This window comes from Sulfitobacter noctilucicola (genome assembly GCF_000622385.1).
Taxonomy (GTDB): domain Bacteria; phylum Pseudomonadota; class Alphaproteobacteria; order Rhodobacterales; family Rhodobacteraceae; genus Sulfitobacter; species Sulfitobacter noctilucicola.
The window spans coordinates 37,478-52,413 of sequence record NZ_JASD01000006.1 but is presented as its reverse complement, the minus strand read 5'-3'; the positions used below and the strand labels follow the sequence as shown (position 1 = coordinate 52,413).

At 62.3% G+C, this 14,936-nt stretch carries 13 protein-coding genes; 3 read left to right on the top strand and 10 right to left on the bottom strand.

The genetic code is table 11. The features are described 5' to 3' along the window. Positions 1-125: 125 nt before the first annotated feature. The 5 genes from Z946_RS0102520 to Z946_RS0102500 all read right to left on the bottom strand — a co-directional run bounded on the left by Z946_RS0102520 (position 126) and on the right by Z946_RS0102500 (position 5,762). Positions 126-1,676 carry a TRAP transporter large permease gene (locus Z946_RS0102520; protein WP_025054175.1) on the bottom strand — a complete coding sequence of 517 codons (1,551 nt, stop codon included), beginning with the start codon at positions 1,674-1,676 and terminating at the stop codon, positions 126-128. Next, positions 1,676-2,170 (bottom strand): TRAP transporter small permease subunit, encoded by a 495-nt coding sequence (locus Z946_RS0102515; RefSeq protein ID WP_025054174.1) that lies wholly within the window; start codon positions 2,168-2,170, stop codon positions 1,676-1,678. Before Z946_RS0102515 ends, Z946_RS0102520 begins: the two co-directional genes overlap by 1 nt. 65 nt (positions 2,171-2,235) lie before the next feature. Further along, on the bottom strand, positions 2,236-3,321 hold the full coding sequence (locus Z946_RS0102510) for a TRAP transporter substrate-binding protein (protein WP_025054173.1): 1,086 nt from the start codon (positions 3,319-3,321) through the stop codon (positions 2,236-2,238). A gap of 126 nt (positions 3,322-3,447) precedes the next feature. Further along, positions 3,448-4,587, bottom strand: a complete 1,140-nt coding sequence (locus Z946_RS0102505) for an acyl-CoA dehydrogenase family protein (protein ID WP_025054172.1) — start codon at positions 4,585-4,587, stop codon at positions 3,448-3,450. After that, positions 4,584-5,762, bottom strand: coding sequence for a CaiB/BaiF CoA transferase family protein (locus Z946_RS0102500; protein WP_025054171.1), 1,179 nt, complete (start codon positions 5,760-5,762; stop codon positions 4,584-4,586). Before Z946_RS0102500 ends, Z946_RS0102505 begins: the two co-directional genes overlap by 4 nt. An 80-nt stretch (positions 5,763-5,842) precedes the next feature. Here Z946_RS0102500 and Z946_RS0102495 point away from each other — a divergent pair, with 80 nt between their 5' ends. Then, the gene (locus Z946_RS0102495; protein WP_037969024.1) at positions 5,843-6,736 is read left to right on the top strand and encodes a LysR family transcriptional regulator; all 894 of its coding nucleotides are present in this window, start codon (positions 5,843-5,845) and stop codon (positions 6,734-6,736) included. Positions 6,737-6,828: 92 nt separating this feature from the next. Next, positions 6,829-7,518: a GntR family transcriptional regulator gene (locus Z946_RS0102490; protein ID WP_025054169.1), complete on the top strand. Its 690-nt coding sequence runs from the start codon at positions 6,829-6,831 to the stop codon at positions 7,516-7,518. Positions 7,519-7,596: 78 nt separating this feature from the next. Here the strand turns inward: Z946_RS0102490 and hutU are convergent, their stop codons facing one another. From hutU to hutI, 4 genes are read right to left on the bottom strand one after another with little or no spacing between them, the layout of a single operon-like run. After that, positions 7,597-9,264, bottom strand: coding sequence for a urocanate hydratase (gene hutU, locus Z946_RS0102485; protein WP_025054168.1), 1,668 nt, complete (start codon positions 9,262-9,264; stop codon positions 7,597-7,599). Beyond that, positions 9,261-10,061, bottom strand: coding sequence for an N-formylglutamate deformylase (gene hutG, locus Z946_RS0102480; protein ID WP_025054167.1), 801 nt, complete (start codon positions 10,059-10,061; stop codon positions 9,261-9,263). Before hutG ends, hutU begins: the two co-directional genes overlap by 4 nt. After that, complete coding sequence (hutH, locus tag Z946_RS0102475; RefSeq protein WP_025054166.1) at positions 10,058-11,596, bottom strand: histidine ammonia-lyase; 1,539 nt, start codon at positions 11,594-11,596, stop codon at positions 10,058-10,060. Before hutH ends, hutG begins: the two co-directional genes overlap by 4 nt. Then, positions 11,593-12,804 (bottom strand): imidazolonepropionase, encoded by a 1,212-nt coding sequence (gene hutI, locus Z946_RS0102470; protein ID WP_025054165.1) that lies wholly within the window; start codon positions 12,802-12,804, stop codon positions 11,593-11,595. The genes hutH and hutI overlap by 4 nt, the downstream gene beginning before the upstream one ends. Before the next feature lie 93 nt (positions 12,805-12,897). Between hutI and Z946_RS0102465 the strand changes: the two genes are divergently transcribed. Further along, positions 12,898-14,256 carry a formimidoylglutamate deiminase gene (locus Z946_RS0102465; RefSeq protein ID WP_037969023.1) on the top strand — a complete coding sequence of 453 codons (1,359 nt, stop codon included), beginning with the start codon at positions 12,898-12,900 and terminating at the stop codon, positions 14,254-14,256. Here the strand turns inward: Z946_RS0102465 and Z946_RS20960 are convergent. Next, a complete protein-coding gene (locus tag Z946_RS20960; protein ID WP_025054163.1) occupies positions 14,253-14,798 on the bottom strand; it encodes a HutD/Ves family protein in 546 nt (181 codons plus the stop codon). The genes Z946_RS0102465 and Z946_RS20960 overlap by 4 nt on opposite strands. Between the last annotated feature and the right edge of the window lie 138 nt (positions 14,799-14,936).

Sequence of the window (14,936 nt, the reverse complement as noted above, 5' to 3'; positions counted from 1 at the left end):
CGTATCCCTTCATAGGTTTGGGATACACCTTAGCTAACTGTCCAGTTTTCTGGGACCGCTTCAGCTTCTGCATGACGTGCGACGTCCTACAATTTCAGGCTATCTTCAATAGCTCGCCTGCGTCTTCAAAAAAGTGCTTTTGGCAGCCATGTCGCCAGATCCGGCAGTAGCCATATCAACGTGATGCCCACAATCTGCAGACAGATGAACGGTAGCACGCCTGCATATATCTGGCCGGTCGAGATTTCATCCGGGGCCACGCCGCGCAGATAGAACAGCGAAAAGCCGAAGGGCGGCGTCAGGAACGAGGTCTGCAGGTTGATCGCAATCAATACGCCCAGCCAGATCGGATCATGACCCAGTAAGATCAGCGACGGCGTGATCAGCGGCAGCACAATCACCGAGATTTCGACGAAATCCAGAAAGAAGCCCATGATGAAAATCACTATCATGCAAAAGACCAGCGCGCCGTTGGCCCCGCCCGGCATTTCGGCCAGAATGCCCGCCACGCGTTCCTCGCCGCCCAGTCCGATAAAGACAAGGCTGAAGAACCCGGCGGCAATGATCGTTGCAAAGATCATCGAGGTCATGGTCATGGTCGATTTCACCGCCTCTTGCACCATTTGCTTTTGCAGTGCGGCGCGCAAGGCCAGCAGTACCGACAGCCCGCCAACCACCGCAAGCCCGGCATAGAAAATGCCAAGCACATATGCGCCCGAGCTCAGGTCGCTACGCTGAAACCGCACCGGAAAGGCACCCGCCAGAATACCCAGCGCGATCAGGGCAACCGTGCCCAGCAGGATGATGCGTGGGGCGATGCCAATGCGATAGCCGGTCATCAACAGCGCACCGACAGCGCCGACTGATGCGGCCTCGGTCGGGGTGGCGATGCCGCCCAGAATGGCGCCCAGCACGGCGAAGATCAGCAGGACAGGCGGGATCACCGCGCCGACGACCTCGCGCCAGTCGGGTTTGGCGATGTCGAGGGGCGCAGGGGGCATGTCCTGCGGGCGCAGCCATCCGCGCGCCACGATATAGATCAGGTAAAGGCAGACCAGCACCAAGCCGGGGATTACAGCAGCGGCGAAAAACTGGCCTACCGACAGCGCCTCGACCGAAAACTTGCCCTGTTCGTACTGCGCCTGCTGGAACGAGGTGGACATTACGTCCGCCAGAATGATCAGCAGGGTCGAGGGCGGAATAATCTGCCCCAGCGTGCCAGCCGTGCACACGATGCCCGATGCGACCCGCGCGTCATATCCGGCGCGCAGCATGGTGGGCAGGGCAATCATCCCCATCGCCACCACGGTCGCCCCGACAATGCCGGTTGACGCTGCCAGCAACGTGCCGACCAGCACGACCGAAATGCCCAAGCCTCCGCGCAACTGCCCGAACAGCCGGCCCATCGTGTCCAAAAGCCCTTCCGCAATGCGGCTTTTTTCCAGCAAAGCGCCCATCAGTACGAACAGCGGAATGGCGATCAAGACGGGGTTGGTCAGAACGCCAAACACCCGTTGGCCCAACGCGCCCAGCAGGGTGATGTCCATTTGCCCCAGCATCCAGCCCAGATAGGCAAAGATCACGGCAACCCCCGCGATGCTGAACGACACAGGGAACCCAAGAAGGATCGCACCCATGAGGGCTGCGAACATGATAAGGTCGAGATATTCGATCATCAGGTCTCTTTCACGGCCAAAAGGCGGATCAACAGGGCTAGGGATTGCAGCATCACGAGGACACAAAAGGCGGGCATCAGGGATTTCAGCAGGAACACCGCCTCGATCCCGCCCACGGAAATTGGGCCTTCAAGGATCGCCCATGAATTGCGCACCGACGGCCACGACCAGTAAATCAGTGCAATCATCGACGGCATCAGCAGGAACAGATGGCCGAAAATGTCGATCCGGCGGCGTGTCTTTGGCGTTGCCTTGGCATAGAACACGTCCACCCGCACATGCTTGTCGACCAGCAGCGTATAGCCCGCCGCCAGCATGAACAGCGCGGCGTGCATATAAAGAACACTTTCCTGCAACGCGATGGAATTCACGCCGAACGCATAGCGCCCGACAACGATGGTGAACTGCACCAGCATCATGGCCAGCGCCAGCCAGCGCACCACATGGGCGACACCGATGTTTACCTTGTCCAAGGCGTTTGCCAGTTGCTCCATCACCTGCCCCCGATGCGAAAGGTCACGAAGGGCGCAGCCATCGCCGCGCCCTTGTTCGATAGGTCTTAGTACCCCATGACCAGATTACGTGCGTTCATCTGACCGTTGTCAGCATAGACCATGTATTTACCGACCGATGCACGATAGGCCACGAAGCTTTCGGTGATCCGTTTGACCAGCTCGTCATCGTCATTGCGCAGATCGTCGATGACCTCGGCGGCGGCTTTGCCCATGCCGGTGATGACGTCTTCGGGGAACATTTTCACCTGAACGCCGTGCTCGGCCACCATCGCTTGCAGCGACAGGGCGTGCTTGGTGGTGTATTCGGTCCAGACCTGATTATACAGGCTATCACAGGCCGCTTGCACAACCTGTTTCAGGTCGTCGGGCAGGTCGTTGAACACGTCTGCGTTGACGCCGCATTCCTCGGCCGACGATGGCTCGCCCACGCCGGGCCAGTAATAGTTCTTGGCGACCTGGTAATAGCCAAGCGCGCTGTCGGTCCAGGGGCCGATAAATTCGCCCGCGTCCAAAGCGCCGGTTTGCAGGGCCTGGAACATGTCCGGGCCGCTCATCGTCTCGGCCGCCATGCCCATTTTGGCCGCCATTTCGGACGCCAGACCTGTGGTGCGGAACTTCATGCCTTTCAGGTCTTCGGCCGAGTTCACTTCGTTGCGGAACCAACCGCCCCATTGCGGGCCAGAGTTGCCGCACAGGAAAGGCTTGATGCCAAACCGGCCATACATTTCGTCGTAAAGTGCCTGACCGCCGCCATGCACCATCCAGCCGACTTGCTCGTCCGCGCGCAGTCCAAAAGGTTGCGAGCCGAACAACAGGATACCCTTGGATTTCGACCCCCAATAGGCGGGAACAGCGTGATACAGCTCGGCGGTGCCTTCGCTGACCGCGTCAAAGACGCCGCGACCGGGCACAAGCTCTCCGGCAGGGAAAAGTTTGACCTCGATCCGGCCCCCCGACAGGGTCGTGATCCGGTCGGCCAGTTGTTGTGCGGCCACGCCCGGCCCAGGCAGGTTCTTGGGCCACGCTGTGACCATCTTCCACTGGCGCTTGTCCTGCGCGATGGCTGGGGTTGCCAGTGCCGTTGCTGCGGTGCCGATGGCACCCGTGGTCAGAAATGTCCGTCTTTGCATGCGCCTCTCCTCCAATCAGGCAGTTGCGACCTTGGCGTTGGCTAAAGCCGTCCCTTGGTCAAATCCGTGCATAAAGCTATTATGTAAATACATAATAGAGTCAATCATTACGGCGAGAAAACCCGGTCAAGCCAGCAATCCTCGCGCAATGATTGTGCGCTGGATCTCGGATGACCCTTCATAGATGCGGAAAATCCGCAGATCGCGCAGGTAGCGTTCCAGCGGGAAATCGCGGGTATAGCCATAGCCGCCGTGAATTTGCAGCGCCCGGTCGGCAATCCGCCACGCGGCTTCGCTGGCATACAGCTTGGCAAAGGCGGATTCGCTGGAATAGCGCACGCCGGTCCCGCGCAGGGTCGCCGCCCGCATCGCCAGCGCGCGGGCGGCGGCCAGTTCGGTGGCACTGTCGGCCAGCATCCATTGCAGCCCTTGGAAGTCCGCAATCGCATGGCCGCTGACCTGCCGTTCCTTGGCATAGGAAATCGCGGCCTTCAGCGCGGCGTCGGCAATGCCGGTGGCCTGTGCAGCGACTTCGATCCGGCCATTGTCCAGAACCTTCATTGCAGTACGGAACCCCGTGCCTTCGTCGCCCAGACGGTTTTCGTCCGGCACCCAGCAATCAAAGCTGATGCCAAAGACATGCCCGCCCTTCAGGCCCATCGTTTTTTCATTGGGCGCGACGGACACGCCGTCGATTTTCTTCGGTTCAACAATAAAAGCGCTGACACCGCGTGCACCGGCGGCGGGGTCGGTCTTGGCATAGACCACCATGAAATCCGCCGCGCCCGCGTTCGAGATAAAGCACTTGGACCCTTTGATCCGATATCCATCGCCTTCGCGCTTGGCCGTCGTGCGCATGTCGGCGGGGTTCGATCCGGCCTGCGGTTCGGTGAGGGCAAACGCGCCCAACGACGTGCCCGCCGCGGCATCGGGCAGAATGCGGGCCTGCAAATCGGCATCCGCCCCCAGAAGCAGCGAATCCGTGGCCAGAAAATGCGCCGTCAGCATGGATGCGGTGGACCCACAGGCGCCCGCGATCGCTTCGACCGCCGCATACAGCGCGGGGCCGGACAGGCCGATCCCGCCGTGGTCTTCGGGCAGGTTCAGACCCAACAGACCCATGTCCGCCATCGCGTCCAGATGGAGAGTGGCGAACAGCGCCTCTTCGTCGATCTGCGCCGCTTTCGGGGCCAAAACCTCGGTCGAGAACCGTTCGATCTGCGCGACCAGCGCGCGTTCGTCGTCGCTCATCGGATAGGTGGTCATGCGCTTTGCTCCTTGTTCAGAGTGTTCAGAATGTCCCCCGCATCGGCGTTCAGGGCTGGGGCCGGTTTGCGCCCGCCGCGCGGGACGCCGTTGAAATGGACGGGCTGTTCGGGGACGTTCAAAACGCCCAAATCGGGATGCGTAACGGTGGACGCCAGCCCACGCTCGACCGCCTGTGGCGACGCCCAAGCCTGTGCCACCGATTGAATGGAGGATGCCGGAATACCTGCCGCTGACAGTTGGTCCACCACCTGATCCACCGGCAAGGAACCCGCCCACTGGTCGATATACTCGGCGAGCGCTGGTTCGTTTTCGCGGCGCAAAGGGTCGCTGGTAAACCGCGCGTCCTGCACCAGTTCGGGCTGGCCGATCACGTCGCAGAAGGTGGCAAACAGCCGGTCGTTCAGAACCGCCAGCGCGAAATGCCCGTCCGCCGCCGGATAGGTGCCAAAGGGCGCGGACAGCGGGTGGCGGTTTCCGGTGCGCACCGGGGTCTCGCCGCCCATCAGGGTGCGGCAGGCCAGAATGGGCATCATCGACACCAACCCGTCAAACAGCGCCACATCCACATGACGCCCCAGCCCGGTGCGGCTGCGGTCAAACAGCGCCACCATCGTGCCCCAAGCGGCGAACAGGCCACCGGCCACGTCGCCCAAAGCCTCGCCCACCATCGTCGGTGCACCGTCGGGTTCGCCGGTGGCGTCCATCAACCCGCTCATCGCCTGCACGATGATGTCATAGGCGGGTTTTTTGGTGTTTGGCCCGGTCTGCCCGAAACCCGAAACGGACACGTAAACCAGATGGGGAAAATCCTTGGCCAGCGCGTCATAGCTCAGCCCCAGCTTCTCCATCACGCCGGGGCGGAAGTTTTCGATCAGCACGTCGCAGTCGGCCAACAACGCCTTGACCATCGCAATCGCGTCGGGCGATTTCAGGTCCAGCGCAATTGACCGCTTGCCCCGGTTGATTGCCTGAAACAACAGGCTTTCCCCGTCCTTGAACGGGCCGATATGGCGGTAATCGTCGCCGTGCGCGGCTTCGACCTTGATCACATCCGCGCCCAGATCGGCCATCATTGCGGTGCAGTATGGCCCCGCCAGAACGCGGGTGAAATCAAGCACGCGCACCCCGCTGAGGGGTTGGGGCGTTTGGCTGTTGGGGGGCTGAGTGGGCATATGATCCTCCGGTGTTGATCGGTTGAGCATAGGCGCGGTCATGCTATAAGCAGAAATACAGATTACTGATAGAGCGATAAATGCAAGCTATACCCGTCAGCCTTCGCCAGATCGACTATGTCATTGCCGCCGCGGACACCGGCAGCACCGCCGCCGCCGCGCGGGTGTTGAACGTGTCGCAACCATCGGTGTCACTGGCGATTGCCAAGGTCGAGGAACACTTTGGCCGCCCGCTGTTTGCCCGCAGCGCAGGCCAAGGCATTGCCCCCACCGCGTTCGGGCTGCGCAAACTGGGCGCCTTGCGCAGCCTGCGCGCACAGGCGCAATCGGTGCTGGATCACAAAGACAGCGGGGCCGAGGTGCTGAACCTTGGCGTCTTTTCCACCCTTGGCCCACGCTATGCGCCCGCCTTGGTGGGCAGCTTTCAGAAAGTCGCGCCCGACGCCCGGATCGCACTGCACGAAGGCGATCTGGACCGCCTGACCCGCTGGCTGGAAAACGGTCGCATCGACCTCGCATTGATCTATGATTTCGGCCTGCCGTCGTCGCTTAAGATCACACCGCTGGCCGATGTGCGGCCCTATGGGCTGGTCGCGCGGGCGCACCCTTTGGCGGGGCGCGGGACGGTTGCGATGGCGGATTTGCTGACCGATCCGCTGATCCTGATGAACCTGCCGCACAGCCGCAATTACTTCCTGACGCTGGCGCAGATGAACGGCATCCGGCCGCGCATCGCGCATGAAACAAGCTCGGTCGAGATGTTGCGGGCGATGGTTGCCAACCGAATGGGTGTGGGGCTGGTTGCCACCGATATTGCGCAGGATACGGCCTGCGACGGTCAACCCGTCACGCGGCTGGAACTGTCAGACCCGCTTGTGCCGCATCGCATCGCGCTGGCCCGTGCGCCGCATCCGCATACCGCGCCGCTGGTGGCCGCGTTTCACGACCATGTGGCGCGCAGTTTTGACGCCTGACACATTATGTCTGGCCTTTTACGCCTTATGTCTATATCTTTCGGGCTCAATCCGCCGGGTTCACCCGATACCGCACGGTCGAAAGGCACAGCATGTCCATAACCTATCGCGAGGTGAAAGCCGATATCCTGCGCCAGATCACACAAGGCGAACTTGCCCCCGGCAGCTCGATGCCGAACGAGGTTGATCTGGCCGCAAGCTATGGCTGCGCGCGGGCGACTGTCAATCGGGCAATGCGCGAATTGGCGGATGACGGCATCATCGAACGCCGCCGCAAAGCTGGCACGCGGGTCAGGCTGAACCCGATCCGGCAGGTGCGGCTGAACATTCCGATCGTCGGGCAAGAGATCGAGGAACTGGGCGCGGCCTATCGCTATGCGTTGGTGCACGGTCAGGCCGAACCCGCCCCGAACTGGCTGCGCGCGCGTATGGCGTTGAAGCGTGACGACCGGGTGTTGCATCTGACCTGCATGCACTATGCCGATGGCGCGCCGTATCAGCACGAGGATCGCTGGATCAATCTAGGCGCTTTGCCCGAGGCTGAACAGCATGATTTCTCGGATATCGGTCCCAACGAATGGCTGGTGTCGACCGTGCCGTTTACCGATGCGCAGATCAGCTTTCACGCCGTTCAAGCCGACGCCACTATCGCGGATTATCTCGACTGCACCGAAGGCGATGCCCTGTTCCAGGCCGAGCGCATGACGTGGCTTGAGGGGCAGACGATCACTTTTGTGCAATTGACCTATCGCCGCGGCCACCGTATGACGATGCAATACTGACCGCGCGTGAAAAAGCCTGCGCGGAGTGCTCCGCACAGGCCATTAGTTACTTGCCCCAAGATGGGTAAACGCCCTGAATCAAAGGATTGCCGGCAGGTTCAAACCATTCTCGCGGGCGCAGTCTTTGGCGTCGTCATAGCCCGCATCGGCGTGGCGCATGACGCCCGTGGCCGGGTCGTTCCACAAGACACGCTCGATCCGGCGGTCTGCATCTTCAGTGCCGTCACAGCAGATCACCATGCCCGAGTGTTGACTGAAACCCATGCCGACGCCGCCACCATGGTGCAGTGAAACCCAGGTTGCGCCAGATGCGGTATTGAGCAGCGCGTTCAGTAGCGGCCAGTCCGACACCGCATCCGAGCCATCCAGCATCGCCTCGGTTTCGCGATTGGGCGATGCGACTGAGCCTGAGTCCAGATGGTCGCGTCCGATTACGATCGGGGCTTTCAATTCGCCATTGCGCACCATTTCGTTGAACGCCAGGCCCAGCTTGTGACGCACGCCCAGACCGACCCAGCAAATCCGCGCGGGCAGCCCCTGAAACGCGATCCGCTCGCGCGCCATATCCAGCCAGTTGTGCAGGTGGCTGTCCTCGGCCAGGATTTCCTTCACCTTGGCGTCGGTCTTGTAGATGTCTTCCGGGTCGCCCGAAAGGGCCGCCCAACGGAACGGGCCGATGCCACGGCAGAACAGCGGGCGGATATAGGCGGGCACGAAACCGGGGAAATCAAAGGCGTTCTCCAGCCCTTCTTCCAGCGCCATCTGGCGGATATTGTTGCCATAGTCCACGGTCGGAATACCGGCGGCGTGGAAATCGACCATCGCCTTGACCTGCACCTTCATCGAGGCCCGCGCGGCTTTTTCAACGGCTTTCGGATCGCTTTCGCGCTTTTCGCGCCATTCGGCCATCGTCCAGCCCTGCGGCAGATAGCCGTTGATGGGGTCATGGGCGCTGGTCTGGTCGGTGACGATATCGGGGCGGATGCCACGGCGGACAAGTTCGGGATACACATCGGCAGCGTTGGCTTGAAGGGCGACTGACTTGGCTTCGCCGGCCGCGGTCCAGCGGTCGATCATCGCAAGCGCTTCGTCCAGACTGTCGGTCTTTTCGTCCACGTAGCGGGTGCGGAGGCGGAAGTCGATGCTGTCGGGGTTGCATTCGACCGCCAGACAGCAGGCCCCGGCCATCACAGCCGCCAGCGGTTGCGCCCCGCCCATGCCACCCAGACCGCCGGTCAGGATCCACTTGCCCTTCAGGTCGCCACCGTAATGCTGACGCCCGGCTTCGACAAAGGTCTCATAGGTGCCCTGCACGATACCTTGCGAGCCGATATAGATCCAGGAACCTGCTGTCATCTGGCCATACATCGCCAGACCCTTCTTATCCAGCTCGTTAAAATGATCCCACGTCGCCCAATGCGGCACGAGGTTTGAGTTGGCGATCAGAACGCGCGGCGCATCCTTGTGCGTCGGGAACACCCCGACAGGCTTGCCTGATTGCACCAGAAGGGTCTGGTCTTCTTCCAGGTCCCGCAAGGTGGCGACGATCTTGTCGAAATCGTCCCATGTGCGCGCGGCGCGCCCAATGCCGCCATACACAACCAGCTCATGCGGGTTTTCGGCCACGTCGGGGTGCAGGTTGTTCATCAACATCCGCAGGGGCGCTTCGGTGGTCCAGTGCTTGGCCGTCATTTCGGTGCCGGTTGCGGGATAGATGTCGCGGGTGTTCTTGCGCGGATCGCTCATGATGTTCCTTTCAGATCAGGTGCCAGATCGGCCAGAGTTGTCAGAATGGTTTTCAAATACCCGCGCAGCCGCGCGGATTTTTCGGTGTCATAGGTCCAGGGCGCAGCCTCGTCCTTCAGATAGGTGCTTTGTGCCAGCTCCATCTGAATTGCGTGCAGCCCGTCCGCCGGTCGTCCGTAATGGCGCGTTGTCCAGCCGCCCTTGAAGCGGCCGTTGGTGACGCTGGAATAGCCCTCTGCCATCTCGCACAGGTTCTGAACAGCGGCTTCGATCTCTGGGGCGCAAGTGGTGCCCAGATTGGTGCCAATGTTGAAATCGGGGAGCGTGCCGTCGAACAGAAACGGGATGTGCGACCGGATCGAGTGGCAATCATACAGGATCGCAACCCCGTGCAGGTCACGCACCCGCTCAAGCTCGGCCTCAAGGGCTTCGTGATAGGGCGCATGGAAGGCTTGGCGACGGGCCTCGACCTCATCCTCGGTGGGGGGTGTGTTCCAGATATCCTGCCCGTCGAAATCGGTCAGCGGCACCAGCCCGGTGGTGTTCTGACCGGGATAGAGCGATACGCCCGATGGGTCGCGGTTGGCGTCGATCACGTAACGATGGAAGGTTGCGCGGACCGTGGTCGCGCCGGGCAGCAGCCCGTCATAAAGCGTGTGGATGTGCCAATCCGTGTCGTCCAGCCCCTGCCCCCGCGCGTTCAGCCGCGCCTTGATGTCGGCGGGCACGTGGGTGCCAGTATGGGGCAGGCCCAGCACGATGGGGCTGTCGCCCCGGTGGATTTCAACGGGGGTCATGGGTGAAGCTCCGGCATGTGGGTGTTTGTGGCGGCCACAATCGCGTTGGATGCGATCAGCGCTGCCGCTTTTTCCAAGTCAGGCGCAAGGTAACGGTCGTCGCCCAGCGTTTCGACCTGTTCGCGCACGGCGGCGATCACGGATGCCAGCGGCGCACTTGTCTCCAGCGGGGCGCGGAATTCGACACCCTGCGCGGCGCACAGAAGCTCGACGCCAAGGATACGTTCCAGATTGGCGACCATGCGCGACAGGCGCACCGCGCCGTGGGCGGCCATGCTGACGTGATCTTCCTGATTGGCCGAGGTGGGCGTTGAATCCGTCACGCAGGGGTTGGCCAGATGCTTGTTTTCGCTCATCAACGCGGCGGTGGTCACTTCGGCAATCATATAGCCCGAGTTCAGCCCCGGATTGGGCGTCAGGAACGGCGGCAGATCGTGGCTGAGCACCGGATCCACGATCAGGGCAATCCGGCGCTGCGCAATCGCGCCGATCTCGGCAATTGCCAGCGCGATCATGTCAGCGGCAAAGCCCACGGGTTCGGCGTGGAAGTTCCCGCCCGAGACAATCAGCCCGGCTTCGCTCAGCACCAGCGGGTTATCGGTGGCGGCGTTCGCCTCGATCTCTAACGTGCGCGCCGCCATGCGCAGCATGTCCATCGCAGCCCCCGTCACCTGCGGCTGGCAGCGGATGCAATAGGGGTCTTGCACGCGCGTATCGCCTTCGCGGTGACTTTCGCGAATGACCGAGCCATCCAGAAGCGCGCGCATGGTCGCGGCGGCTTCGATCTGGCCTGCATGGCCGCGTAAGCTGTGAATTTCGGGTTGCAACGGCGCGGTCGATCCCATGATCGCGTCCGTGGACATGGCCGATGTGACCAAAGCCGAGCACATCGCCCGCCACGCGCCAAACAGGCCGATCAGGGCATAGGCGGTGGTGAATTGCGTGCCGTTGATCAGGGCCAACCCCTCTTTCGCTCCCAGCACGATGGGGGTCAGGCCTGCGCGGCGCAACGCCTCGGCCCCCGGCAGAACCTTGCCTTCGAACGTCGCTTCGCCGTGGCCGATCATTGCCGCTGCCATATGCGCCAGCGGGGCCAGATCGCCGGACGCGCCGACCGATCCCTGCACCGGGATCACCGGCGTGACGCCCTGCGCCAGCATCCCTTCCAGCAGTTCGACCAGCTCCATCCGCACGCCGGACGCACCGCGCCCCAGCGACAGCAGTTTCAGCGCCATCATCAGGCGGGCGTGGGGTTCGGGGATCGCCTCGCCCACGCCGCAGCAATGGGACAGGATCAGGTTGCGTTGCAGGGTGGCAGTGTCGGACGGGTCAATCTTGACCGAGGCCAGTTTGCCAAAGCCGGTGTTCACGCCGTAAACCGCGTCCGTCCCATTGGCCGCGTCAGCAATCTGTGCCTGCGCCGCACGGATGCCGTCATGGCAGGCCGGATCAAGGCGCACGGCAAGCCCGTCGCGCCAGATCATTTCCAGATCGGCCAGAGTGGTGGCGCCGGGTGTCAGGGTCAGTGTGGTCATGCGATTTCTCCGGTGATACGAAACGCCAACGGATTGAAGCCGATGCGATAAGACAGTTCTGCCGGTTCGGCGATGTCCCAAACGGCTAGATCAGCCACCTGACCGGGCGCAATCGTGCCCAGATCCGTCAGCCCCAGCGCGGCGGCGGCGTGTTGCGTGACGCCGCGCAGCGCTTCTTCTGGTGTCATGCGAAACAGGGTGCAGCCCATGTTCATCGTCAGCAGGATCGAGTTCAGCGGAGAGGTGCCGGGATTCAAATCCGTCGCGAGCGCAATCGGCACCCCATGCTTGCGCAGAAGGTCAAGCGGGGGCTGCTGGGTTTCACGCAGGGTGTAGAACGCACCGGGCAGGATCACGGCCACGGTGCCAGCGTCCGCCATCGCGCGCACGCCGGGTTCGTCCAGATACTCGATATGGTCCGCCGACAACGCGCCATAGCTTGCCGCCAATTTCGCGCCGCCCAAATTGGACAGTTGTTCGGCGTGCAGTTTCACCGGCACGCCAAGGTCGCGGGCCACGTCAAACACGCGGGCGATCTGGGCGGGCTGAAAGGCGATGCCTTCGCAGAACCCGTCCACCGCATCCACCAGCCCTTCGGCGTGGGCGGCGCGCAGGGCGGGGATGCAGACCTCGTCAATATAGTCATCGTCACGACCGGCATATTCGGCGGGCGTGGCGTGGGCGCCAAGGAAGGTGGTCTTGACGCGGATGGGGCGCTGGTCGGCAATCATCCGTGCGACACGCAGCATCCGAAGCTCGGTCTCCGTGTCCAGACCATAGCCCGATTTGATTTCGATGGTCGTCACGCCTTCGGCGATCAGCACGTCAACGCGGCGCAAGGCCTGCGCCAGCAACTCGTCCTCGCTGGCCGCGCGGGTGGCCGTGACGGTCGACACGATGCCACCCCCGGCGCGCGCGACTTCTTCATAGCTGGCCCCGTTCAGGCGCATTTCGAATTCGACCGCGCGGTCGCCGCCATGCACGATATGGGTGTGACAGTCGATCAGGCCGGGTGTCACCACGCGCCCGCCCAGCGACCGTTGATCCAGTCCGGCAAAATCTGCTGGCACGTCTGTCTGAGGCCCGACCCAAGCGATTTTGCCATCCTGAATGGCGATCGCTGCGTCGCGGATCATCCCATAGGGCGCATCGCCATGCGCCATGGTTGCTACGTGCAGATCGGTCAAAAGCTGGAGCATCGCCGTCATAAGATCGGTCCTTTTCGCGAAGTTTCGCCTTTTCTGGTATAATTTTATGTGCAATATGTCTATACATAAAATGAAATACACAGGATAAAGACCATGATCCACGCCCGTCAGGCCTTGCTCGCGTCCGGTTGGGCGCAGGATGTTCGCATCACCCTTAAAGATGGCCGCATTGATCAGATCGCGCCCAATACGGCTGCCCAGACGGGGGACGTGCGCGTTGATACGCTGCTGCCCGCCTTGGGCAACCTGCACTCGCACACGTTCCAGCGCGCGATGGCGGGCATGACCGAGCTGCGCAAGGCCGGGCGCGACAGTTTCTGGACATGGCGCAAGCTGATGTATCGCTTCATGGACCGCCTGACCCCGGAGCAGATCGAGGCCATCGCCGCGCTTGTTTTCGTCGAAATGCAGGAGGCCGGGTATGCCAGCGTGGGCGAGTTTCACTATGTCCACCACCAGCGCGGCGGCGCGCCCTATGATGCGCTGGCCGAATTGTCGCTGCGGGTGATGGCGGCGGCGGGCGAGACCGGCATCGGGCTGACCCATCTGCCGGTGCTGTATACCTATGGCGGGGCGGGCAAGGTGGCGCTGGCCGAAGGGCAGATGCGCTTTGGCAATGATGTCGACCGCTTTGCCGATCTGGTGCAAAGGGCGCGTGCGGGGCTTTCCGCCCTGCCCGATGACGCCCGCGTGGGCATCGCGCCGCATTCGTTGCGCGCCACATCCCCCGACGATCTGGCCCGTGCGCTGGCGGATCATCAGGGCGGGCCGGTGCATATCCACATTTCGGAACAGCCCAAGGAAGTCGAGGACATCCAGAATTGGCTGGGCGCATGTCCTGTCGAGTGGCTTTTGGCCAATGCCCCCGTCGACGCGGGCTGGTGCCTGATCCACGCCACCCACATGACCGAGGGCGAGACCCGCGCGATGGCAGCCTCCGGCGCGGTCGCGGGCCTGTGCCCCATTACAGAAGCGAACCTTGGCGATGGCCCCTTCAACGGCCCCACCTTCCTTGAGGCTGGCGGCGCGTTCGGCGTCGGGTCGGACAGCAACGTCAATATCTCGCTGACTGAAGAACTGCGCACGCTGGAATATTCCCAACGTCTGCGCGACGTGGCACGCAACGTGATGGTAGTCGGCGAAGGCTCGGTCGGGGCAACGCTTTACACAGGTGCGGCCCGCGGCGGCGCGCAGGCTTTGGGCCGCAACGCGGGCGAGATTGCGCCGGGGCGTCTGGCAGATTTGGTCGCCATCGACAGCACTGACCCCACATTGTGCGCCCTGACACCTGACCAGATCCTTGACGGTCTGTGTTTCGCGGCGAAAGACACCGTCATCACTGACCTGTGGTCTGCCGGGCGGCACAATGTGACTGGCGGGCGGCACATCGCGCGCGACGCGGTGGTCGCGCGGTATCGCAGTGCGGTCGCGGACCTGCTCGCCTCGCTTTAGTCTTTAGGGCGCAGGGTGATGGTCAGTGCGACCGCATCCTGCGCCAGATCGAAACGCAACGGCGCGTCGGTGCGGATCGCCGTGTCGCCCACGTCCAAAGCCTTGCCTTCCACCGACGCGGTGCCCGCGATCACATGCAGCACACAGGTCTGCCCGGCTTGCCCGACCTTATACGTGCCAGCATCGCGCAGGGTCTGCGCATCGCCTTCGCACCGCGCGGTGTCGAACATCAGGTTGAAATCACGGATCGGGCCTTGGGTCAGCGTGGCCGTGACGGGTGCCCCTCCGTCGAACCGCACGGGCTGCGCATAACCCGCCTGCAGATCGCCATCCGGCCCATGCAGCACCATGCCATCGCCCTGAATGACCGTCAGGATACGCGTCAGGCCCGGAAAGATGGAAAAAGCCCCGTCGCCATCCACATCCGCCATGCTCAGCCGCCACAAAGTGCCCGTTTTATCCTGTTCTTTGGCGATATTGCGTGTGATCCCGCCACCGTTTTTCCAAGGTGTTTCCACCAAGTCGCATTGCCGAAAAATCATGATCTCTCTACGCAAAACTCGCTTAAGCGCCTCATTTTTAATACTCTCACGCCGACAGAACCACTTCACGACGAGTCCCATTTTACTATTGAGGACGCTCTTGATCCTCACCAAGCGAATCCCAATCCGTCTGCAAGC